Origin of the sequence: Pseudomonas chaetocerotis, from assembly GCF_015712105.2 — a bacterium.
Lineage (GTDB): Bacteria > Pseudomonadota > Gammaproteobacteria > Pseudomonadales > Pseudomonadaceae > Aquipseudomonas > Aquipseudomonas chaetocerotis.
Genome location: NZ_JACFYX020000014.1, coordinates 1 through 22,351, shown reverse-complemented (window position 1 = coordinate 22,351; position 22,351 = coordinate 1). Strand labels below are relative to the sequence as shown.

Genomic DNA, 22,351 nt, shown 5'->3' with positions numbered 1-22,351 from the left:
GTCTGTAGCCCGGATACAATTCGGGGCCGGCAACCCCCGGATTGCATCCGGGCTACGGACGGGGCGTAGGGGGCGCCGTCCGCCAACGCCGATAGCCCCGGCGCGCGCAGCGCACCCTACCGAATGCCCAGACGCTTGGCCAAGCGGCTGAGGTTGGCACGATCCACGCCCAGCTCACGCGCAGTGTCGGCCCATTTGCCCTGATGGCGCGCCAGGCACTGCTCGATCAGCTGGCGCTGGAAAACATCCACCGCCGTACGCAGTTCCAGGCCTGCCGGGGGCAGACCAATGGGCGCCAGCAAGTCGTCGAGGGCAGCCGTCGCCTGGGTCGCCGGTAAATCCAGGTCCTGCACGTCCAGGCTCAGGATGCGCGGGCGCTCGCCGTGACGCGCCAGCGCCTTGATCGCCGCACGGCCAATCAGGTGTTCCAGCTCACGCACGTTGCCCGGCCAGTCATGACCGAGCAGCGCCTTCTGCGCCTCAGGACTCAGGCGCAAGCTGCGCAGCCCCAGGCGGGCGCGGTTCTCTTCGAGGAAGTAGCCGGCCAGCAACAGCACATCGCGACCACGCTCGCGCAGCGGCGGCACCGGCAACGGGTAAACGCTCAGGCGGTGATACAGGTCGGCACGAAATCGTCCGGCACGCACCTCAGCCGCCAGGTCGCGGTTGGTGGCGGCGATCACCCGCACGTCGACGCGGTGTTCGCGATCCGAACCGACCCGCTGCAACTGCCCACTCTGCAGCACGCGCAATAGCTTGGCCTGCATCGCCAGCGGCAGCTCGCCCACCTCGTCGAGAAACAGGCTGCCGCCATCGGCCAACTCGAACTTGCCGCTGCGCTCGCTCATGGCCCCGGAAAAGGCGCCACGCACATGACCGAACAGCTCACTCTCCACCAGCGCATCTGGCAACGCCGCACAGTTGATGCTGACCAGCGGGCGCTGCGCACGTGGCGAAGCCGCGTGAATCGCCTCGGCCACCAACTCCTTGCCAACCCCGGTCTCGCCAGTGATCAACACGGTGAGCGGGCTGTCACCGACCAGGCGAATCTCGTCCAGCAGCTTACGCAACGCCGCGCTCTGCCCGACCAGCTCGCGCGGTTGCTGGCGAGCCTGCTTGTACAACTCGGTGAGCTGGCGCTCGGCCTCGACCCGCTGCGCCAGGCCGCTGATGCGCTGGCTGACTTTGACCGTAGCCGCGGCCAGGCTGGCGAACGCATCGAGGCTGTCCAGATCGAGCCGACCAAAGCTGGCTGGGTCGAGTGAGTCAAGGGTCAGCAGGCCCCAGAGCTGCTCGTCCAGATACAACGGGCAGCCCAGGCAATCGTGTACTTCCAGGTGGCCATGCAGCCCCTCGACCAGACCGTCGTAGGGGTCAGGCAGGCCACAGTCGGCAGCGAAACGCGTCGGCCCCGCGTGTTCCAGCAACGCAGCCAGACGCGGATGCTCGCTGACCCTGAAACGTCGCCCCAGGGTATCGGGGCTCAGCCCCTCGACCGCCAGGGGGACCAGAATTTCGCCGTCGAGTCGCAGCAGCGCCACGGCATCGCAAGGAAAGAGCTGGCGCAGGGCCGCGAGCAGGCGGCGATAACGCTCGCCATCGTCCAGCTCGCGAGACAGATCAGCGACCAGGGGAATAAGCGTTTCCAGCAGAGGATTAGCGGTCATTTCGACTACTCAAAGTCATTATGACCCACACCCGAAGCGAGTCATTAATACAACAAAATATACAAGCCACTGATATTTAAGGATTATTTAATTGGCACGCTTACTGATAGGTATCTATCGCTAACGCTAGCACGCCACAACTGGCCAGACGAGCCACCCCGGCGTCTTTATTTGTCTTGCGGAGATACCCTTATGCTGACCCATACTCAACGCGACCTGATCAAAGCCACCGTGCCGCTGCTGGAAAGCGGTGGCGAGGCGCTGACCACCCACTTCTACCGCATGATGCTCAGCGAGTACCCTGAGGTGCGCCCGCTGTTCAACCAGGCCCACCAGGCCAGCGGTGACCAGCCGCGCGCCTTGGCCAATGGCGTGCTGATGTACGCCCGCCATATCGACCGCCTCGAAGCCCTCGGCCCGCTGGTGCGTCAGGTGGTGAACAAACACGTGGCCCTGCAGATTCTCCCCGAGCACTACCCCATCGTTGGCGGCTGCCTGCTGCGCGCGATCCGTGAGGTGCTGGGTGCCGAGATCGCTACCGACGCGGTGATCGAAGCCTGGGCCGTGGCTTACCAGCAACTGGCCGATATTTTCATCGGCGCCGAAGAGCAGCTCTATACCGAGAATGCATCGGCGCCGGGCGGCTGGCGCGGCGCACGAGCCTTCCGCGTGGCGCGCAAGGTAGCCGAGAGCACCGAGATCACCTCCTTCCACCTTGTACCGGTCGATGGAGGCGCCCTGCTCGACTACCAACCTGGCCAGTACATCGGTATGCGCCTGCTGCTGGACGGCGAAGAAGTGCGCCGCAACTACTCGCTGTCGGCCCTGGCCAACGGTCGCGAGTACCGCATCAGCGTCAAGCGCGAAGCAGGCGGACGCGTCTCCAATCACCTGCATGACAAGGTCCATGAGGGCGACGAGCTGGACCTGTTCCCGCCAGCCGGCGACTTCACCCTGAGCGAATCGGACAAGCCGCTGGCATTGATCACCGCAGGCGTCGGCATCACCCCGGCACTGGCCATGCTCGACGCGGCGCGTCATTCGGGACGACCGATCCATTTCATCCACTGCGCGCGCAGCGCCGAGGTGCATGCGTTCCGTGACTGGGTAGACGCGCACGCCGCCGAACACCCACAGATCCGTCACTACGTTTGTTACAGCGAACCGCGGGACGGCGACCAGGCCGATGCCACCGGTTTTCTGAGCCGCGATCTGCTGGAGCAATGGCTGCCGGCCGAGCGCGATCTGGACGCCTACTTCCTCGGCCCGAAACCCTTCATGGCGCAGGTCAAGCGTCATCTGCAGGCGCTGGGCGTTCCCGCCGAGCAAAGCCGCTACGAGTTCTTCGGCCCGGCCTCGGCTCTGGATAGCTGATCAATCAGGAGGTAAACCATGTATCCGCTCAATCTTCCTGCTGCGCACATTCTTCATCTGTCCAGCCAACTGCTCTGGGGCGGCCTGATTCTGCTGCTCGTCGGACTGGCGGCAGCCTACGGCCTGGAGAAGCACCTGAATGTGCCGACACTGGTATTGGCCCACAGCCTGACACTGATCGGCCCCAGCGTACTGAAGATCGGCTACGTGCTGCGTCTGATCGCTCAGGAACGCCTGAACGACAGGGTATGCGCTCATGCTGTTGCTTGATCGCAAGCAGGCCCTGGCCATTGCGCCGCTCTGGCGCCTTGGCTTTCGGCCGTTCTTCCTCGCCGGAGCCCTGTTCGCCCTGCTCGCCGTTGCCCTCTGGGCGGCGGTGCTGCACGGCCTGACAAACCTTGCGGTGCCCAGCGGCATGTTGGCCTGGCATCGCCACGAAATGCCCTTCGGCTTCGGTCTGGCCATCATCGCCGGCTTCCTGCTCACTGCCGTACAGACCTGGACGGGCCGCCCCAGCCTCAGCGGGCGGCCGTTGATCACACTGTTCGGTTTTTGGCTGGCGGCGCGCCTGGCCTGGTTCGCACCCGTGCCGCTGCCGGTACTGATCATCCTGCAACTGGCCTTTATCGGCCTGTTCATCGCGCAGATGGCGCACCAGTTGGTTGCCGCAAAACAGCGCAACAACTATCCGATTCTGCTGGTCCTGAGTCTGCTCGCGCTGTGTCAGTCCTTCACTCTCGCTGGCCTGGCAATCGGAGATGGCGACCTGCAACGCCGAGGGGTACTGGCTGCACTGTGGCTGATTGCAGTCATGCTGGGCCTGATCGGTGGCCGCGTGATCCCCTTCTTCACGCAGCGCGGCCTGGGGCGGGTTGAAGCCTTCGCCGCCCATCCCTGGCTGGACCGTCTGCTGCTGGCCTGCGGCGTGCTGGTCGCGGCACTGTTTGCCAGCGGACATAACCTGCAGGCACGGTCCTGGTTGGCCGTGCCCTTTATCGTGCTGAGCGTGCTGCACGGCCTGCGCCTGTGGCGCTGGTACCTGCCGGGCATCTGGCGTGTGCCGCTGCTGTGGTCGCTGCATCTGGCCTACACCTGGCTGCTGGTCGCCAGCCTCGGCATGGCTGCCTGGCATCTGGGCTGGCTGACACGACCCAGCCAGGCCAGCCATGCATTGGCGGTGGGTGCGATGGGCGGGCTGATCCTGGCGATGATGGCCCGGGTCAGCCTCGGCCACACCGGACGCCCCCTGCAACCAGCTGGGGCGATGGCCTGGGCCTTCGGCTTGCTCAATCTGGGCGCTTTGATCCGGGTCTCGGCCGGTGGCGGGTGGCTGGGGTTGGCAGCGCTTTGCTGGGGCGTGGCCTTCGCCCTGTTCGCCTGGCATTACGCGCCGGTGCTGTGCCGGGCGAGGGTGGATGGGCATCCGGGATGATGGGCGGAAATCTCGGTGCGCAGCAACCGTAGGGGAGCATGGGCGCAAGCCTAGGATTGAGTACGGGCTACGACTCAATCGACCAGCGTGCAGGCCATCACCAGCGCATCTTCGCGCCCACCCACTGCCGGGTAGTAATCACGCCGACGCCCCACTTCGTTGAAGCCAAAGCGCTCGTACAGGCGATAGGCACTCTGGTTGCTGGCGCGCACTTCGAGGAAGCACTCACGCCCGCCCAGCTCATAGGCCTCTTTCATCAGGTGTTCGAGCAGACGCAAACCAAGGCCACGCCCCTGGCTTTCTGGCTTGACGGTGATATTGAGCAGGTGCGCTTCGTCGAGAATCAGGTTGATCACGCCGTGGCCGACCTGCTGATTACCCTCGAACATCAGCCAGCAGTTATAGGACTTGAGGCTGTCGGTGAAGATGCCGCGCGTCCAGGGATGGCTGAAGGCGGCGTATTCAATTTTCAGCACAGCATCGAGATCCGCCTCGGTCATCGGGCGGAAGGAAATCGCATCGCTCATTGGGCGTAACTCGGGCACAAAGACGGGGGTTCTCAGGAATGAGCAGGGGCTGACCAGCGCTGACGAACGCGTCGCATGGCCTGCCATAGTTCGCGCTTGCGCGCCGGCTCTTCCATCAGCAGTTCCAGGCCCGGCAAGGCCCAGCAGGCGCCGAGGCCTTCGACCTGCAGTTCGCGGTTGTAGCTGTGTTCGTCGCCTTCGCCGGCAAAACGAATGGCCGGCAGACCCACCAGCCACAGGCAGGCGCTCGGCTGTTCCTCCAGACGCGCTGCCACGAAGCTCTGCACGAATTCCAGCGCCGCTTGCGGGCCTTGATCCATATTGCCGCGCACCAGCAGCGGCCAGCGCACCGGCTCACCGAGTAGCTGCGGACTGTCCGGCAGGCCCGCGGCGCGCAGCAGATCCTTGAGCAGGATGTAGGCCGGGTCGCGGCTCTGGAAAGACTGACCGGTGGGCAGCTCCACCAGCAGGGCGCAATCGCCTGCGCGCAGCAACTGCAGGGAAAAACGCGGCGGTGGCGCACTGACGCGAGCCGGAGTTTCCTCGACCGGCTCCGGCTCTGCTGCTGGTGTCTCGACCGCCGCCTGGCGCGGCTGGGCGCCAGGGCGCGGGATCTCGATCTTCGGACGCTCGACAGGCACCTCGCGCACCGGCTCGGCTACCGCGGCCACAGGTTCGCTCACGATATCCAGTGGCACTTCGGCAGGCGGCGGCGCCAGCAACTCGGCACGCGATGGAGCGGCAAAGGGCAGCTCGGTACGCGGCAGCCAGGTGGCCACCTGCATGGCATCGAGGTAGGCGCGACGGCGCAGCTCGGCGTTCAAACCAGAAGTATCCAGTGCAGTCATTTGATTGGGGTGCGATTGTCGCGTGAATCGAGGGGCGCGGATAGTCCCTGAGCGTCGCCCACCTGTTGCCGCAACAGGGTAATGAAGACCTGCGCCGGCGGACTCAGGTAGAACGGTTTGCGCTGCAGCAGGCCAATGCTGCGCGCTGGCGCTTGGCTGAGTACGTGTACGGTGAGGCTGCCGTCGCTGTTGAAGGTGTCGGCGACGCTGGCCGGCAGCAGGGCGAAGCCCAACCCCGCACGCGCCAGCGCGGCGGCGCTGCTCATGTAGGCCACTTCCCAGGCAGGATCCTGCTGCAATCCCATACGTAGCAGGGTTTCATCGGCCATGCCGCGCAGGCTGGTGTCGCGGGTGGTGGCGATGTAGTCCTGCACGCGTAGCGCAGCGAGCAACGCCTTGCCGCGCAGGCGCTCGTGGCCGCGTACCAGTAGCACCAGGCTATCGTCGTAAAGCGGCTGGAAATCCAGCGCGCCGAGGTCGTCGGCCGCCGAGGTGATGGCGAAATCCACCTCGGCCGCACTCACCCACTGGCGGATTTCCCCGGCGCGACCGTCGTACAGGCTGATGTCGATGCCGGGATACCGTCGCCGGTATTCCTGCAACACCCGTGGCAAGGGCTCGATGGCCACCGACGGCAAGACCGCGATGCGTAACGAGCCACTCTCCAGATGCAGTTGTTCATGCGCGTCGTGCACGGCGTTACCCATGTCACGCAGCAGGCGGCGAGCCTGTTCGAGAAAACGCAGGCCGGCGGCGGTCAGCTCCACGCTGCGCGTGTTGCGCGCCAGCAGCGACAAGCCAAGGGCATCCTCGAGTTTGCGCAGGCTGTAGCTGAGCGCCGGCTGTGACAGGTGAACCTGCTCGGCGGCGCGGCTGAAACTGCGGTGTTCGGCAATCAGGACGAAAGCCTGAAGCTGGCGAAAGCTGATGTCCATGGCTCGGCAACTTATAAAATTCTCTTATCAATTCATATCACATTTCGAATTCACAACTAAATCCACAGGTATCACCCTGGCTGCATACCTGACCGTGAAATGGATCGAGAATGACCACAACAGTCCATATCGGATGCGGCGCGGGCTTCGCGAATGATCGCCCCGATGCTGCGCTTGCTCTGGCCAACGACCTCGCCGGTCGCGACGGTCGGCGCTTCCTGTTCTTCGAACTGCTGGCCGAGCGCACCCTGGCAGAAGCCCAGCTACGCCGCCTCAATGATGCCAAGAGCGGCTACGCCCTGCGCCTATTCGAATTTCTCGATCCAGTGCTGGAGACCTGCCTGGATGCCGACATCGCCATCGTCACCAACGGCGGCGCCGCCAACCCTACCGCCGCCGCCATGCGCCTGCGCCAGCAGTTGCAGGGTACACGTCACGCTTCGGCGCGCATCGCCTGCGTAGTGGGCGACGACCTGCTCGGCAGCGACATTGATCTGCAGCAGTGGCTGCCCGCGCAACTGGACGGCGAAGTGGTCTCGGTCAATGTCTACAGCGGTGCCGATGGCATCGTCCAGGCGCTGGATCACGGCGCCAACATCGTCCTATGCGGCCGCGTTGCCGACCCCAGCCTGGCGGTCGGACCGCTGCGCCATGCTTTCGGCTGGCAGGCCGATGACTGGGAGCGCATCGCCCAGGCCACGGCAGTCGGCCACCTGCTCGAATGCTGTACCCAGGTCAGCGGCGGCTACTTCGCTCACCCTGGCCTGAAGGACGTACCGGACCTGGCCAATGTCGGCTGCCCCATCGCCAGCGTCACGGCCGAGGGACAGATCGTCATCGGCAAGGCGGCTGGTACCGGCGGTTGCGTCACCGAACGCACGGTGAAGGAACAACTGCTCTACGAGGTGCATGACCCGGCCAGCTACCTGACACCGGACGTGATCATGGACCTGAGCCAGGTTCATGTCCGGCAGATCGCCACCGATCAGGTGGCGGTCGAAGGTGTGCGCGGCAAACCGCAGCCGACGCACCTCAAGGCCCTGGTCGGCCTGCGCGGTAAGTGGTTCGCCGAAGCGGAGATTTCCTATGCAGGGCCTGGCGCAGTGGCGCGGGCAGCGCTGGCACGAGACATCCTGCTACAACGGTGCGCCAAGCTGGCGCCTCAGCTCACGCCGTGGATCGATGTGATCGGCGTTGCCAGCCTGTTCAACGACGCTGGCAGTCAGTGGCTGCAGCAGCGCCTCGCACAGGCGGCCGATTGCCAGGACCTGCGCCTGCGCATCAGTTTCCTTGATCGCGACAAGCCCCTGCTGGAACGCATGCTGTTCGATGCCGAATCGCTCTACACCAACGGCCCCGCCGGCGGTGGCGGCGTACGACGGTATATAGGCGAATCCCTCAGCACCGCGAGTTTCCTCATCGAACGCGCCGCGGTGCAGCAACGACTGGAGTGGTTCTGATGACCGATGTACTGCTGTGCGACTACGCCCACGCTCGCGCTGGCGACAAGGGCAATACCCTGAGCGTGGCGGTGTTCGCCTTCGCCGCCGAGCACTATGCCTGGCTGGCCCGTGAGCTGACCTGCGAAAGGGTGGCCGGATGCCTGAGCCACCGCGCCATCGGCACGGTGAAACGCTACGAGCTGCCAAATCTGGGAGGCATCAACTTCGTGGTGGAGAACGCACTGGAGGGTGGCGTCAACGCCAGCCCCGGGCTGGACCGTCACGGCAAGAGTCTGAGCTACGCCCTGCTCGGCCTAAGGCTGCCGCCTCCGGGCTGAATCGCCATTTCACCCTGTCTCCAACAATAACAACACCGGAGAGATCGACATGATCACCGCCCTGGGCTTCGGCCTGATGTTTCTCATCGTCACCCTCATCCTGCTCCGCCGGATCAGCCCGCTGGTCGCCTTCGTCACCCTGCCGGTGATCGCCAGCGCCGTCGCTGGTTTCAGCCTGGGGGAAATCGGCAAGTTCATCACCGAGGGGCTGAAAGCCGTGGCTCCAACAGCCACGCTATTCATCTTCGCCATCCTCTACTTCGGCGTCATGCGCGAGCGTGGCCTCTTCGCGCCGCTGGTCAACTTCCTACTGCGCAGCACCGGCGGCAAGCCACTGGCGGTAGCGGTGGTCACGGTCGCGGTAACGGCGGTTACCCATCTGGACGGCATAGGGGCGGCGACCTTCCTTCTGGTGATTCCGGCCCTGCTGCCGCTGTACCTGCGCCTGGGCATGAAGCGCGAAATGCTGCTGTGCCTGGTGGTGCTCAGCGCCGGGGTGATGAACATGGTGCCCTGGGGCGGCACTACCGCACGCGCCTCGGCGGTGACCGGCATCGACGCCTCGCAGCTGTGGATCTCGCTGATTCCCGTGCAGGCAGTCGGCTTGGCGCTGGTAATGGCTCTGGCGGTATTCCTTGGCTTGCGTGCCCAGCGCAGCGCCCATGGCCATGGTGTGATCGCGGACCACGAAGCCGCACAGGCGGATGCACCTGACGACGACAGCCGCCAGCTGAGTCCAATGAGCTGGCGCTACTGGGCCAACCTGGCGCTGACGCTGATCATCCTCGTCTGCCTGTTCACTGGCGCCTTTCCGCTGTTCGCCTGCTTCATGGTCGGCCTCGGCCTCGCCCTGGTGCTCAACTACCAGAGCCTGCCGGAGCAAAACCTGGCCTTACTGCGCCACGCCAGCGATGCCATGCAGATGGCTCTGGTGATGCTCGCGGCCGGCATTCTACTTGGCGTGCTGGCGGGCGCGGGGATGTCCGACGGCATGGCGCACTGGATGATCAATGTGCTGCCTGAAGGCTCAGCCAGCTGGCTGCATTTGATCATCGGTGCCTTCGGCGTACCAATGGGCATGCTGTTCTCGCCGGACGCCTACTATTTTGCACTGCTGCCGGTGATCCGCGACGTCGCCGTGGCTGCCGGTGTCGATGCCCAAGCCGTAGCCAGCGCCATGCTGATCGGTGAGAACACCGGCTTCGGCATCAGCCCGGTAGTGCCGAGCGTTTACCTGGCCATCGGCCTGGCCGGCGTCGAGCTGTACAAACACATCCGCTACACCGTGCTGTGGGCCTGGAGCATCAGTCTGGTGATGCTGTCAGCGGCATTGCTGTTTGGTGTGGTGACAATCTGAGACTGCTCTGAAAGGAAAAAAGGATCGCCGAGGCGATCCTTTTTCATTCTGCTGGACGAATCAGGCTTACTGATCCCAGGGACGGTCGCCATGCTCGTCCTTGATGCGGGTAGGCAGGCCCATCACATCAAGAAGCTTGAGGAACGGCTCGGCCGGCAGCTCCTCGACGTTGACCATACGCTTGGCATCCCATTCGCCACGCGCGACCAGCAGCGCGGCGGCTACTGGCGGCACGCCGGCGGTGTAGGAGATACCCTGGCTGTCGGTCTCGGCGAAAGCGTCTTCGTGGTCGGCCACGTTATAGATGAACAGCTCACGCGGCTGGCCATCCTTGGTGCCCTTGACCAGGTCGCCGATGCAGGTCTTGCCAGTATAGCCTGGCGCCAGCGAGGCAGGGTCGGGCAGCACGGCCTTGACCACCTTGAGCGGCACCACTTCGAGGCCTTCGGCGGTCTTGACCGGCTGCTCGGAGAGCAGGCCAAGGTTCTTCAGCACAGTGAACACGTTGATGTAGTGGTCGCCGAAGCTCATCCAGAAGCGGACGTTCGGTACGTCGAGGTGCTTGGACAGCGAGTGCACCTCGTCATGGCCGGTCAGGTACAGGTTCTGTTCGCCCACCACCGGCAGATCGTCGGTGCGTTTGACTTCGAACATGCTGTTGCGGGTCCACTGGCTGTTCTGCCAGCTGTAGACCGTGCCGGTGAATTCGCGGAAATTGATTTCCGGGTCGAAATTGGTGGCGAAGTACTTGCCGTGCGAGCCGGCGTTGACGTCGAGGATGTCGATCGACTCGATCTTGTCGAAGTACTGTTGTTGCGCCAGAGCGGCATAGGCGTTGACTACGCCCGGATCGAAGCCGACGCCTAGGATGGCGGTCACGCCTTTTTCCTGGCATTCGGCCAGGTGCTTCCACTCGTAGTTGCCGTACCACGGCGGGGTTTCACAGATCTTGCTCGGATCTTCGTGGATCGCGGTGTCCAGATAGGCGACGCCGGTGTCGATACAGGCGCGCAGCACGGACATGTTGAGGAACGCCGAACCGACGTTGATGACGATCTGCGATTCGGTTTCGCGGATCAGTGCCTTGGTCGCTTCCACGTCCAGGGCGTTCAGCGCATAGGCCTTGATCTCGCCGGGCTGCTTGAGACCGCCCTTTGCCTGCACGCTGTCGATGATGGCCTGGCATTTGGAGATGTTGCGCGACGCTATTGCAATGCGACCTAACTCGTCATTGTGTTGCGCGCACTTATGGGCCACCACCTTGGCAACACCTCCTGCACCAATGATCAGAACATTCTTCTTCAATTGTTTCACCTCCTGGGTACTGCGTTTTGGACAATTCTTACGTTGGAAATCGTAGGGTGGACGACGCTTCATCCGTCCACCGAACACCTGCGCCATGGTGGATGGGAAAAGCGTCATCCACCCTACGACAAGATCACGACAGGCTGGACAGGTAATCGTCGAACTCGAACTGGCGCGCCACCTCGACACTACCGTCGAGTTGTTTCACCACGATGGACGGCATCTTCAGGCCGTTGAACCAGTTCTTCTTGACCATGGTGTAACCCGCCGCGTCGATGAACGACAGGCGATCACCGATCTCAAGCGGCTTGTCGAACTGGTACTCACCGAAGATGTCGCCGGCCAGGCAGGATTTGCCGCACACCATATAGGTGTGTTCGCCGTCATTCGGCGCCATCTTGGCGTTGAGGCGGTAGATCAGCAGGTCGAGCATGTGCGCTTCGATGGAGCTGTCGACTACGGCCAGGTGCTTGCCGTTGTACAGGGTGTCGAGCACGGTGACTTCCAGCGACGCGCTCAGGGTGATCGCTGCTTCGCCCGGCTCCAGGTAGACCTGTACGCCATACTTTTCGGAGAAGGCTTTCAGGCGCGCGCAGAAGGCATCGATCGGATAGCCCTCGCCAGTGAAGTGAATGCCGCCGCCGAGACTGACCCACTCGACCTGAGCGATCAGGTGACCGAAGCGCTCCTCGATGGTGGTCAGCATCTTGTCGAACAGCTCGAAGCTGCCGTTCTCGCAGTTGTTGTGGAACATGAAGCCGGAAATCCGGCCCATGACCTGCTCGATCTTCACCGGGTCCCACTCGCCCAGGCGGCTGAACGGCCGCGCCGGGTCGGCCAGCAGGTAGTCGGAGCTGCTCACCTGCGGATTGACGCGCAGGCCGCGGATGGTGCCCTCGGTACGCTCGGCGAAACGCTCCAGTTGGCCGATGGAGTTGAAGATGATCTTGTCGCAGTTGGCGACCATCTCTTCGATCTCGTCGTCGGCCCAGGCCACGCTGTAGGCGTGGGTCTCGCCGGCGAACTTCTGCCGCCCCAGTTTCAGCTCGTAAAGGGAGGACGAAGTAGTGCCGTCCATATACTGCTGCATCAGGTCGAACACCGACCAGGTGGCGAAGCATTTCAGCGCCAGCAGCGCCTTGGCACCGGAGTTCTCACGCACGTAGGCGATCTTCTCCAGGTTGACCAGAAGCTTCTGTTTGTCGATGAGGTAGTACGGCGTCTGGATCATCTCGTCGCCCCTGCAAGGCCAATCAATGGAGGTCTTTCGGGTACCTCTAAAAACTACCTGCGTTGCCATCGCTGCGTTAAAAACAGGCTCAAAATGCTCATTTACTACTCGTAAAGTCGAACGCGACTCCGACCGTTTTTCGCCTGTTTTGCCTTGTGCTGGCGGCCTCGCCTACGTTTTTAGAGGTGCCCTTTCAACCCCCGGAAAAAAGTGGACGCGAATTGTGCCGATAACTGGCGCATATCGAAAGGGCATTGGAGATTTTTTGTACAACCGGTGATGACCGGAGTCCGGCCTGGCTGAGCGGAAACCCTACGGCTGAGCGGTTACAGTGATATGACCGGGCAAGGCCTGTCCATCACCAGCGCGTCCCCAGAGCGGACAAGACTGGAGTGGATCACATTGGCGCAACATCCGCAGCGCTCACTGTTGGCGAAACAGGCTCAGCAGATGCTCGGCGATGGCGCCGCGGATGGCGTCGATGCTCAAGCGCGAACAGTGAGCGAGTTTGGCAGGATTGATGCGGTGCAGATGCAATGATGGCATCCGCGCCTCGTACTCACGCAGATCGCCTTTCACCAGCACGGGCAGAAAATGTTCGCCGCGCGCTCGATAGCGCTCGATCAGTAGACGCAAGCCGGCCTGGAACGGCAATTCGCGCGAGGCAATCAGGCGCGACTCACCTGGCACCTTCATATATAGGCCATCGAACCCCACCGTTTCACCCGGCAGGATGTGCACGCCGGTGGGCTCCACCGCATCAGCGGGAATATCGTGAAAGGTGTCATGCCAGGCCATCTCGTCCGGCAGGATGGTGATACCGCCCTGCTCCTCGTGCGGCACCACGAAGCTGTAGTTGCTGTAGAGCTTCTCGACATAGCTGGAGTAAATGCACAGGCGGTTTTCGAAACGCCGCAGGAAAGCGATGGCCTGGGCACGGTCGGTAATGGCGTGCAGGTCCCAGTTCAGATCGCGCTGGTGCTGCAGCTCATGCCAACGGGCATCGACATTCAAGGCAAGGGCAGACATCAGGGGCTCCACAAACAGGTTCACGGCTAACCACGGCAGAAAGCGTGCCACCTCTCCAACCCAGGTTTTCTCGGCTTTTCAAATACTTGCCCGCGTTCCCCACGCACAGCCCGTCCCAATGTGCCGAATAGCGTCACCTGCCTCTGATCGATTCGGACTCAAACCCGGCATCCACCTTGCAGTACAATCACCGCTTTTAACTTGCCTGGAACCGGCGCCTCGATGATCGATCCCAAGCGCGTATTGCGCGCCCTCGCCGAACACTGGACGTTGCTTGAACCGCTCTGCGAGCGTTTCGACGCCGGCACCCTGAGCCTGGTGGAGCTGCGCGGCCAGCTCACCGCGCAACTGCCCGATGCCACGCCCAGCGACACCACTGCGTTGCTCGACACCTGGATTCGTCTGGACATCCTGGTGCCGGTGGCCAAGAGCCCCAACCGTTTCGAGCTCAACGCGCAGATCCATGATTTTCTCGCTTACCTGCGCCGTGAGCACCGCCTGGGCCTGTGCCTGGAGATCGAAGCCTACCTGCGCCACCTGGAGCGCCTGGCCGGCTATATCCAGGACGCCTTCGAAGTACGCGATGCCAACGACCTGGCGCGCCAGTTGCGCCTGCTCGACATGCGTGTGCGCGACGTACTGAAGAAGCTGGCCAACGACGAACAGGCGCTGGTCAGCGTGGCCTACCGTGCCAAGACCTCGGATCGACAGATTCCCCTGCGCCAGCGTTATGCCGAAGTACTGGCCACCTGGGACGAATACGTCGAGCCGATGATCCAGCTGGTCGCCGCCGACGGCGCCTTCGAGCAGGGCGTGCGCCGCGTCGAACAGGTGCTGCTGCGCCTGCTCGGCGACCAGCAGCGCCTCGGCCAGTTGGTCGACGATGACCTGCTGCTGCGCACCCACGCGCGCATCCTGGAAATGCAGACCACCGCCCAGCTGACCCTGCGCAAGGCTCGCGAGCTGCTGCTGCCGCTACGCGAGGAAGCGCGCCGTCACAACGCCGTGACACGTGGCGCGGCACTGGCGCTGTCAGTGATCCGCAAGAAGGGTATCGACGCTGTGCCACAGGCCGCCATGCCGCTGTTCACTCGACCGCAGAGCAACTTCCTGGGCAGTGCCAGCCAGGTCGAAGCCTACGTCTATGCCCTGGCGCGTTTCGAAGCAAAGCCGGCGCATTTCCCCAAGGCCAGCGGCAGCCGCAAGGGCGGCGCGCCCAAGGCGCCGAAAACCGCGCGGGAAATGATCGAGCGCTGCGAACAGGCGCTGCCGCTGCCGGACCTGATGGCCTGGCTGCTGGAACAGGAGCCGGAAGGCGCAACCGACGAGCTGCTCTACTGGTTCTCGCGCCTGTCGCGCGAGTCACGCTTCCAGCGTGAACGCCTTGAGCGCCGCCCGTACCTGACCCGCGAACATGAGGTCAGCCTCAGCTCCTATGCCCTGCTCAAGACTCCGTAGGGTGCGCCGTGCGCACCATAACCGACGACCCGGTGCGCACGGCGCACCCTACTCGGCTCCACTAGCCAACGGATTGCCATGAACATCGATCTAAAAGAAATGACCCAGCTCGCGGCCGCCTTCCGCGACCTGTTCAAGGGCTACCACATCTCGCGCAGCGAGCCGGAGTGCTACGCCCAGCTGTCCAGCATGCAGGACCAGTACCGCGCGCTGTTCCGCGCCCTCGGTTTCGAGCTGGTGTGCGACCCGCGCGGTTTCTACTACTTCGTCCCCGAGCAGGTCGCGCCGCAGGTGAACAAGACCGCCCAGCGCCTGGCGCTGTTCACCTTCATTCTCGTGGAACATCTCGCCGACCAGGGCCGCGACCCGCTTTCCGTGCTCGACGGCGGCAGCATCGGCCGCGACGAGCTGCCGGCGCTGCTGGAGAAGTACCGCGACCTGTTCCTGCAGGCCGAGGTAACCACTTTCGAGGAGCTGGAAGACAAGATCATCCGCCGCCTCATCCAGCTCGGCTTCGCAGAGGACAGCAACGGCGTGTACCGCTTCCTGCCGCCGATGCACCGCTTCCTCGACGTCTGCCTGTCGGTGCAGCACGACCGCGACCTGGCCGCCAGCCTGCACAGCAGTGACCTGCCGCTGCCGGCGCCGGTGCTGCTGGACGATGACGGCGATGCCGACACGACCGCGGCCATCGATATCGAAGAATCCGAGGAAGATGCCCTGGCCCGCGCCATGGCCGACGAACGCGCTGCACAGGAGATGGACGCATGAGCCAGGAACGCTACGGTATCCGTCGCTTCGCCCTGCTGAACACCGCCGGCTACAGCCTCGGCCTGTTCCCGCTGGAAAACCCGCTGTCGGTCTACGGCGCCAACAACCTGGGCAAGTCCGCCTCGATCAACGCCCTGCAGTTCCCGATCCTGGCGCGCATGTCGGACATGAGCTTCGGCAAGTACAGCCTGGAAGCTTCGCGCAAGTTCTATTTCGCCAGCGACACCAGCTACATCCTCGTCGAAGTCGCCCTGCCCCATGGTCCGCATGTGATCGGCGTGGCCGGTCGCGGCCCGGGTGGCGGCTTCGGTCACCAGTTCTTCGCCTACGCCGGTGAACTGGATCTGGAGCACTATCAGCAGAACGGCACCTGCCTGCGTCAGCGCGAACTGTTCAAGAACCTCGGCCAGGCCGGCATCACCGCCTACGAACTCAAGCCCGACGAACTGCGACGCCTGCTGGTAGGCGGCCACACCAGCATCCCGCTGGACCTGACCCTGATCCCGCTGCGCTCGACCAGCGAGCAGAGCCTGAAGACCTTCCGCGCGCTGTTCATCAACCTGCTGCACATGCGCGAGATCACTGCGGCGAAACTCAAGCAACTGTTCCTGGATGCCTTCGAGCACAGCCTGCGCTCCGGCAGCGTCGACTACATCGCCGCCACCGAAGAGGCCTTCCGCGATGTACGCCGCATGGAACAGGACTACCAGGCCTTGGTCACCGCCGGCCCGCTGATCGAGGCACTGGCCTCGGGCGTCACTCAGCGCGAGACGTTGCGTGGCAAGCTGCACCGTCTCTCGCCACTGCTCGACAACCTGCTGGGCACCTGGCACGACTACGCCGATGCGCGCAAGGAAGAGCTGGTGATCCAGGCCGAGCATTACCGCAACGAGCAGGACGGCCTGCAGAATGAACAGCGTGGCGGTACCAGTGAGCTGATGCGCCTGGAACGCGAGATCAGCGAGATCCAGCGCTGGCTCGGCGAGCTTTCAGTGCTGAAGAACCACTTCGCCCTGGTGGACGATGCCAAGGTACTGGAGGAGCAACTGCTCGCCGCTAAGGACGCCCACGACGAACTGGCAGGCGCCCTGGCGCAGTCACGCCAGTTCTCCAGCGAAGACCTGGACGAACGCCTGCGCGATCTGGAAAAACGCCTCAAGTCGGTCAAGCAGCAGCTCGATCATGCCGACAACAACAGCTACTCGCGCCTGCGCGAGGAATTCAGCCAGGCCGATGTCGACCGCCTGATGCGCCTGTTCAACGGCCAGTTGTTCAGCCTGCCGCTCGGCGAGAAAGGCATCCAGGCCGAAGGCGACGACTGGGTCAAGGCCGTCGAAGCGGTGCTCGATCGCTTCAAGGGCGATACCTTCGCCGTGCCGGGCCTGTCCATCGACCTCAGCCATATCGAGCCGCCGGCCCTGCAAGCCCTGGCCGACCGCGCCGCCCTGCGCGACCAGAAAGATCGCCTGGAGCGCGAGCTGAAGCAGCTAAAGACCCAGCAGTCGGTCGCCGCCGACCGCGCCGCCAGCAAGGCCCAGGCCGAAACCCTGTACCAGGCCGTGCTGGATGCACAGAAAGCCCTGGAAGACTTCCGCAAGAGCCAGACCCTGGCGGCCGAAGAGCCGCAGAAACTGGAGCGCCTGGCCGAGCTGGAAGGCGCCCAGGATGAACTCAAGCGCGCCAGCGATGCTTTCGCAGAGCGCGTGCAGCAACTCTCCGCCAAGCTGCAGCTGGTCGGCCGTCAACTGGCCGACCTGGAAGCCAAGGAGCGCACCCTGGAAGACGCCCTGCGTCGTCGCCAGTTGCTGCCGGCCGATCTGCCCTTCGGCACACCGTTCATGGAACCGGTGGACGACTCGCTGGACAACCTGCTACCGCTGCTCAACGACTACCAGGACACCTGGCAGGCGCTGCAGCGCATCGACGGTCAGATCGAAGCGCTCTACGCCCAGGTTCGCCTCAAGGGCGTGGCCAAGTTCGACAGCGAGGACGACGTCGAGCGCCGCCTGCAACTCTTGGTCAACGCCTACGCCCACCGTCAGGACGAAGCGCTGACGCTGGCCAAGGCGCGCCGTGCGGCAGTCACCGACATCGCCCGTACCCTGCGCAACATCCGCAGCGACTACGACAACCTGGAACACCAGCTGGCGCTGTTCAACCGTGAGATCAACAAGCGCCAGGTCTCCAACCTGCAGAGCTTCCGCATCGTCCTGGCGCCGAACAAGGAAGCCCTGCGCCATATCGACCAGATCATCCATAGTGCCGGCCAGTACGAGGAAGGCGAGACCCTGTCGGTGTTCGACCTGTCGCAATCGGCCGATCAGGACGCGAAGAACGAGGAAGCCAAGGATTACCTGTCGCGCCTGGTCGCGGCCAACGGCAACCAGCTGGGCCTGAAGGATCTGTTCGAGCTGGCCTTCGAGATCACCAAGGTGCACGGCCAGCCGATCATCCATACCGACATTGATGGCGCCGCATCCAACGGCACCACCATGACCATCAAGGCGCTGACCAACATGTACCTGTTGCTGCACCTGATGGATCGCGAGCAGGCCGGGCGCGTGCGCCTGCCTTACTACCTCGACGAGGCCGCGGACATCGACGAACGTAACCAGCAGGCGTTGATCGAGACCAGCCTGCAGCTTGGCTTCGTGCCCATCCTGGCTTCGGTGAAGCCGCAGGTCTCGGCCCACGTGGCCATCGACCTGGAAGGCGGCAGCGGCCCCAACGGCATCTATATCGACGAGGCAGACTGGAAGTTCATCAAGCCGCGCGAAAGTGCCAAGGTCGAGGTGCCTCAGCAGGCCGACGCGGTCGAACCAGCCTGACGGCCTGTCGCGGCTAAAGCCCCTCCCACGGTTCACACACCCGTAGGAGCAGTTTCAGCCGCAAGATTTTAAGAACCAAAAATGAAAGGGCCGCTCAATGCGGCCCCTTTCATTTCCATGGTTTGCAGTCCGTAGGGTGGATGTCGCTTTTCACATCCACCATGGCAACCGGTGAATCGGTCACGCGCACCCCTACTCCAGCACGATCTTCGGTGCCCACTGCATCCAGACATCCTGCGGCTCGTCGAACAGTGCAAACGTCTGCCCTGGCTGCGCCGGCCCACCCATTTCGGGATTGTTCGGTGTGGCGAAGGCAATACCGCCTTCAAGCAGCGCCTCCAGCGATTCGGTGCGCACCTTCACGCCCTTGAATAGCCCAGCATCGACACCGATGCCACTGGCATTCCAGAAACGGCTGCCCGAACGTACCAGCGGTGCATAACGTGGTTCGATCAGCACATGAATCAACACGCGATCCGAAGTCGGCCCCAGTTCGAAATCCACCACCTTGCCCACCGGCACCTCGCGGTAGCTGACGATCACCCCTGGTTTGATCGAACCACGCCGCGGCGCGCTCAGCACCAGGCGCAAGCCTTCCTCGCGCACGGCCTGATTAGGCGGACTGGCCAATGCGGTGAATTCGGTACGACGCGCGCCCTTCTGTGCCGAGGGCTGCACTTCAAGATACTGACCGCTGACCAGGGTGCCGAGATTCGCTGCGCGTGTCAGGCTCAGTTCCGGCTTCACCACCCAGAACTGCGTGCCTTCGCGAACGATACGCTCGGCCGCCTGGGTAATTCGCGCCCCTAACACCACGCCCTGCAGATCGTCGGTTAGGCTCATGCTCTCCACCGTGCCAACCTCCAGGCCTTTATAGCGAATCGCCGTACCAGGCTGCAGACCGTCGCCGTTGCTGACCCGAATGCTGATCTGCTGCCCCGATTGCAGTGCACTCTCGCGATTGGCGTAAAGGGTAAAACGCTGCACCCGCCGATCGCTCCTGGCCGCTTGCGGCTGCGGCGTCTCGAAGGCGATGCCACCGGCCAGCAGGGTCTGCAGCGACTCGCTTTTCACCTCCACCCCCGACAGCCCGCCCTTGAGGGTAATGCCACTGGCATTCCAGAAACGGCTCGACGTGTTGACCAGATGGCTGTACTCCGGCTCGATATGCACGCCCAATACCACCTGGCTGTCGTCACGCGACAACTGAAAGCTCTGTACCGAGCCCACCTTGACCTGCCGGTAAAGGATCGGGCTCCCCACCTCCATCGACCCGAGTGCATCGCTGAACAGCACCAGATGCAAGCCCGGCGCCCCCAGATCCAGCGGCGGCGCCTTGGCCCGGGCCTCGAACTCGCGGCGCGGCGGATTGCCACTCTCGCCAGGGCGAATGGCGATGTAGTTGCCCTTGACCAGCGCCTCCAGACCGGTGATGCCGGCCAGCGAGATGGATGGTCTGACCACCCAGAAGTCAGTGCCTTCGACCAAGTAGTCCTCGGTACGCGGATCGAGCATCAGCTCCACCTGAGCGCCGCCCAGATCGGCATCGACCTTGAACGTCTTCATATGGCCGACCTGAATGCCCTTGTACATCACCGGCGTGCGTCCCGGCTCCAGCCCCTCGAAGTCGTGAAGCTTCAGCGAGACGCGGATACCCGCCTGTGCGGCGTCATAGTCCTCGTAGAGGCGGAAGGAAATGCTCGGGTCGGTGGCCGGGCTGTCCTTGCGGTGCTCAGGCGTGGCAAAGGCAATCCCCCCGGCAACGATGCTGGCCAGCGACTCGGTACGCACCTTGACCCCAGACAGCCCGGCATCGATCGAAACGCCACTGGCGTTCCAGAAACGTGTGTGCTTACGAACCAGGCTCGCATATTGCGGCTCGATGAACAGCTTTATCTCAACCGTGCTCTGATCTTCGCCCAACACGTAGCTCTTCACCCGGCCGACCTGAATCTGCTTGTAGAACACCGGGCTATCCCTGCTCAACGAGCCCAGGCGCTCGGCCTTGAGCGTCAGATGCAGACCGGGCACGTCGTCTGCCAGCGGCGGCGCCTCGGGCAATGCCGTGTACTTCCGGGTCGGCTCGCCCTCACCCGGGCTAACCGCGATGTAGTTGCCGGATACAAGTGTTTCCAAACCGGTAATGCCAGCCAGGGTCACGCTCGGCTTGACCAGCCAGAAGCGCGTACCACTGAGCAGATGAGGCTCAGTCTCCTTGTCCATCTCCAGCGTGGCGATCACCCCACGTCGCTCTCCGCTGCGATCGAGCGTCAGCTCGGTGACCTTACCGATCGCGATCCCCTTGAAGATCACCTCGGTCTTGCCGACCTGGATGCCGGAGCCGTTCGCGAACAGCACCTGAATTTCAATGCCGGCCTGGGAATAGGCACGCCAGCCCAACCAACCCCCTATCGCCAGCGCGAGCAAGGGCAACACCCAAATGGCTGACCAGTTCGAAGCAGGACGCGTCTTGGCCAGAGGAAGGTCAGTCATGATCGGTTTCCGTGTTATCCCAGATAAGGCGAGGGTCGAAAGTCAGTGCTGCCAGCATGGTCAGTATCACCACACTGGCAAAAGCTGCGGCGCCGGCTCCAGCTTCGATGCTGGCCAGACTGCCAAAATTCACCACCGCCACCAGAATGGCGATGACGAAAATATCGAGCATCGACCAGCGGCCAATCCACTCGATGAAGCGGTACATGAGGATGCGCTGGCGCGCTGACATCGGCTGATGACGCTGCACCGAGTACAACAACAGCGCAATCCCCACCAACTTGAAAGTCGGTACCAGAATGCTGGCGATAAAGACCACCGCCGCAATAGGCAGCATGCCAAAGTTAATGAGCTCCAGTACGCCGCCCATGATGGTCGCAGGCGAACCCTTGCCAAGACTGTTGACTGTCATGATAGGCAGCAGATTAGCCGGGATGTAGAGAATCGCCGACGTCAGCAGCAAGGCCCAGGTTCTGACCAGGCTGTTGGGCCGACGGGCATGAATCTGGCCACCACAGCGGCTGCAGTACTGATGCTCGGCATCAGCGTCGACTGGATTGAGTTGATGACACTCGTGACAGACCAGCAATCCCGCCTCAATCGCCCGCATGGATATCCTCCCCGGACAGGGCTTCCCAGATCTGATGCGGTGACATGGTCACCTCCAGCCAGACTTGCACCAGCAGCAGCGCGATGAAACAGAACAACCCCAGACCGAGGCTCAAGTCAGCCAGGTCCATCAACTTCACCATCGCCACCAGGATGCCCATCAGGTAGACCTCGAGCATTCCCCACTCACGCATGTCATGGTAGACCCGGTAGAGCAACAGACCGTAGCTACGACCGAAATCCATACGAATACTCAGCAGCACCAGCAGTTGGCAAAGCAACTTGAGCAGCGGAACGGCCATGCTGCTCAGGAACACCACAACAGCGATACCTTGCATGCCGCTTTCATACAGGCCAATCACACCGCTCCAGACGGTGTCCTGCGAGGTCTGACCCAGCAGGTTGAGTTGCATGATCGGCAGGAAGTTGGCTGGGATATAGAGCAGCAGAGCCGTCAGTACGAGTGCCAGGCTACGCCGTACGACATGGTGACGATGGCTGAAAAGCTCATAACCGCAGCGAGGGCACTCGGCACTCTCCCCGTCCCGCAACATCGGCTTGCGCATCAACAGATCGCACTCATGGCAAGCGACCAACTGCTCGATCGGCAAGGATGACAAGGAAGGATCGGGCGGCGAGTCAGACATGAAAGTCCCCTGCAGAATTCGCGCATTCTACCCGAGCGGAGCCAAACGCCGACATACCGT

19 protein-coding genes are annotated in these 22,351 nt (G+C 63.1%); 9 read left to right on the top strand and 10 right to left on the bottom strand.

Features of this window, described 5'->3' with window-relative positions; translation table 11 throughout:
• Positions 1 to 116: 116 nt before the first annotated feature.
• Positions 117 to 1,667, bottom strand: coding sequence for a nitric oxide reductase transcriptional regulator NorR (gene norR / locus H3221_RS21380; protein WP_196476802.1), 1,551 nt, complete (start codon positions 1,665 to 1,667; stop codon positions 117 to 119).
• A 192-nt stretch (positions 1,668 to 1,859) separates the two neighbouring features.
• Between norR and hmpA the strand changes: the two genes are divergently transcribed.
• The 3 genes from hmpA to H3221_RS21365 are packed head-to-tail and all read left to right on the top strand — an operon-like array spanning position 1,860 to position 4,473.
• Positions 1,860 to 3,041, top strand: a complete 1,182-nt coding sequence (gene hmpA / locus H3221_RS21375; protein WP_196476803.1) for an NO-inducible flavohemoprotein — start codon at positions 1,860 to 1,862, stop codon at positions 3,039 to 3,041.
• Between the two features lie 18 nt (positions 3,042 to 3,059).
• Positions 3,060 to 3,311, top strand: a complete 252-nt coding sequence (locus tag H3221_RS21370; RefSeq protein WP_196476804.1) for a transmembrane sensor/regulator PpyR — start codon at positions 3,060 to 3,062, stop codon at positions 3,309 to 3,311.
• On the top strand, positions 3,298 to 4,473 hold the full coding sequence (locus H3221_RS21365) for an NnrS family protein (protein ID WP_196476805.1): 1,176 nt from the start codon (positions 3,298 to 3,300) through the stop codon (positions 4,471 to 4,473). The genes H3221_RS21370 and H3221_RS21365 overlap by 14 nt, the downstream gene beginning before the upstream one ends.
• Before the next feature lie 74 nt (positions 4,474 to 4,547).
• Here the strand turns inward: H3221_RS21365 and rimI are convergent, their stop codons facing one another.
• Genes rimI through H3221_RS21350 form a run of 3 tightly spaced genes read right to left on the bottom strand, consistent with a single transcriptional unit; the run spans position 4,548 to position 6,783 of the window.
• Positions 4,548 to 5,000, bottom strand: a complete 453-nt coding sequence (gene rimI / locus H3221_RS21360) for a ribosomal protein S18-alanine N-acetyltransferase (protein ID WP_021488733.1) — start codon at positions 4,998 to 5,000, stop codon at positions 4,548 to 4,550.
• 32 nt (positions 5,001 to 5,032) lie between these two features.
• Positions 5,033 to 5,824, bottom strand: coding sequence for an energy transducer TonB (locus H3221_RS21355; protein ID WP_196476820.1), 792 nt, complete (start codon positions 5,822 to 5,824; stop codon positions 5,033 to 5,035).
• Between the two features lie 20 nt (positions 5,825 to 5,844).
• Positions 5,845 to 6,783, bottom strand: a complete 939-nt coding sequence (locus H3221_RS21350; protein WP_196476806.1) for a LysR family transcriptional regulator — start codon at positions 6,781 to 6,783, stop codon at positions 5,845 to 5,847.
• 110 nt (positions 6,784 to 6,893) lie between these two features.
• On the opposite strand from H3221_RS21350, the gene H3221_RS21345 reads away from it, so the two are divergent.
• The 3 genes from H3221_RS21345 to H3221_RS21335 are packed head-to-tail and all read left to right on the top strand — an operon-like array spanning position 6,894 to position 9,920.
• A complete protein-coding gene (locus H3221_RS21345; protein ID WP_196476807.1) occupies positions 6,894 to 8,243 on the top strand; it encodes an acyclic terpene utilization AtuA family protein in 1,350 nt (449 codons plus the stop codon).
• A complete protein-coding gene (locus H3221_RS21340) occupies positions 8,243 to 8,563 on the top strand; it encodes an AtuA-related protein (protein WP_196476808.1) in 321 nt (106 codons plus the stop codon). Before H3221_RS21345 ends, H3221_RS21340 begins: the two co-directional genes overlap by 1 nt.
• Positions 8,564 to 8,612: 49 nt before the next feature.
• The gene (locus tag H3221_RS21335; protein ID WP_196476809.1) at positions 8,613 to 9,920 is read left to right on the top strand and encodes a CitMHS family transporter; all 1,308 of its coding nucleotides are present in this window, start codon (positions 8,613 to 8,615) and stop codon (positions 9,918 to 9,920) included.
• A gap of 66 nt (positions 9,921 to 9,986) precedes the next feature.
• On the opposite strand, the gene H3221_RS21330 is transcribed toward H3221_RS21335, so the two are convergent.
• The 3 genes from H3221_RS21330 to H3221_RS21320 all read right to left on the bottom strand — a co-directional run bounded on the left by H3221_RS21330 (position 9,987) and on the right by H3221_RS21320 (position 13,485).
• Positions 9,987 to 11,225 carry a saccharopine dehydrogenase family protein gene (locus H3221_RS21330; protein ID WP_196476810.1) on the bottom strand — a complete coding sequence of 413 codons (1,239 nt, stop codon included), beginning with the start codon at positions 11,223 to 11,225 and terminating at the stop codon, positions 9,987 to 9,989.
• A gap of 133 nt (positions 11,226 to 11,358) precedes the next feature.
• Positions 11,359 to 12,456, bottom strand: a complete 1,098-nt coding sequence (locus H3221_RS21325; RefSeq protein ID WP_196476811.1) for a carboxynorspermidine decarboxylase — start codon at positions 12,454 to 12,456, stop codon at positions 11,359 to 11,361.
• A gap of 423 nt (positions 12,457 to 12,879) precedes the next feature.
• Positions 12,880 to 13,485 (bottom strand): hypothetical protein, encoded by a 606-nt coding sequence (locus H3221_RS21320; protein WP_196476812.1) that lies wholly within the window; start codon positions 13,483 to 13,485, stop codon positions 12,880 to 12,882.
• Between the two features lie 222 nt (positions 13,486 to 13,707).
• On the opposite strand from H3221_RS21320, the gene mksB reads away from it, so the two are divergent.
• The 3 genes from mksB to mksF all read left to right on the top strand — a co-directional run bounded on the left by mksB (position 13,708) and on the right by mksF (position 18,542).
• The gene (gene mksB / locus H3221_RS21315; RefSeq protein WP_196476813.1) at positions 13,708 to 14,943 is read left to right on the top strand and encodes an Mks condensin complex protein MksB; all 1,236 of its coding nucleotides are present in this window, start codon (positions 13,708 to 13,710) and stop codon (positions 14,941 to 14,943) included.
• Between the two features lie 78 nt (positions 14,944 to 15,021).
• Positions 15,022 to 15,714, top strand: a complete 693-nt coding sequence (mksE, locus tag H3221_RS21310; RefSeq protein ID WP_192984611.1) for an Mks condensin complex protein MksE — start codon at positions 15,022 to 15,024, stop codon at positions 15,712 to 15,714.
• Positions 15,711 to 18,542 (top strand): Mks condensin complex protein MksF, encoded by a 2,832-nt coding sequence (gene mksF / locus H3221_RS21305; protein ID WP_196476814.1) that lies wholly within the window; start codon positions 15,711 to 15,713, stop codon positions 18,540 to 18,542. The genes mksE and mksF overlap by 4 nt, the downstream gene beginning before the upstream one ends.
• A gap of 192 nt (positions 18,543 to 18,734) precedes the next feature.
• Here the strand turns inward: mksF and H3221_RS21300 are convergent, their stop codons facing one another.
• The 3 genes from H3221_RS21300 to H3221_RS21290 are packed head-to-tail and all read right to left on the bottom strand — an operon-like array spanning position 18,735 to position 22,291.
• The gene (locus tag H3221_RS21300) at positions 18,735 to 21,035 is read right to left on the bottom strand and encodes a PqiB family protein (protein WP_196476815.1); all 2,301 of its coding nucleotides are present in this window, start codon (positions 21,033 to 21,035) and stop codon (positions 18,735 to 18,737) included.
• The gene (locus H3221_RS21295) at positions 21,028 to 21,645 is read right to left on the bottom strand and encodes a paraquat-inducible protein A (RefSeq protein WP_196476816.1); all 618 of its coding nucleotides are present in this window, start codon (positions 21,643 to 21,645) and stop codon (positions 21,028 to 21,030) included. The genes H3221_RS21300 and H3221_RS21295 overlap by 8 nt, the downstream gene beginning before the upstream one ends.
• The gene (locus H3221_RS21290; protein WP_192984598.1) at positions 21,632 to 22,291 is read right to left on the bottom strand and encodes a paraquat-inducible protein A; all 660 of its coding nucleotides are present in this window, start codon (positions 22,289 to 22,291) and stop codon (positions 21,632 to 21,634) included. Before H3221_RS21290 ends, H3221_RS21295 begins: the two co-directional genes overlap by 14 nt.
• Positions 22,292 to 22,351 lie beyond the last annotated feature (60 nt).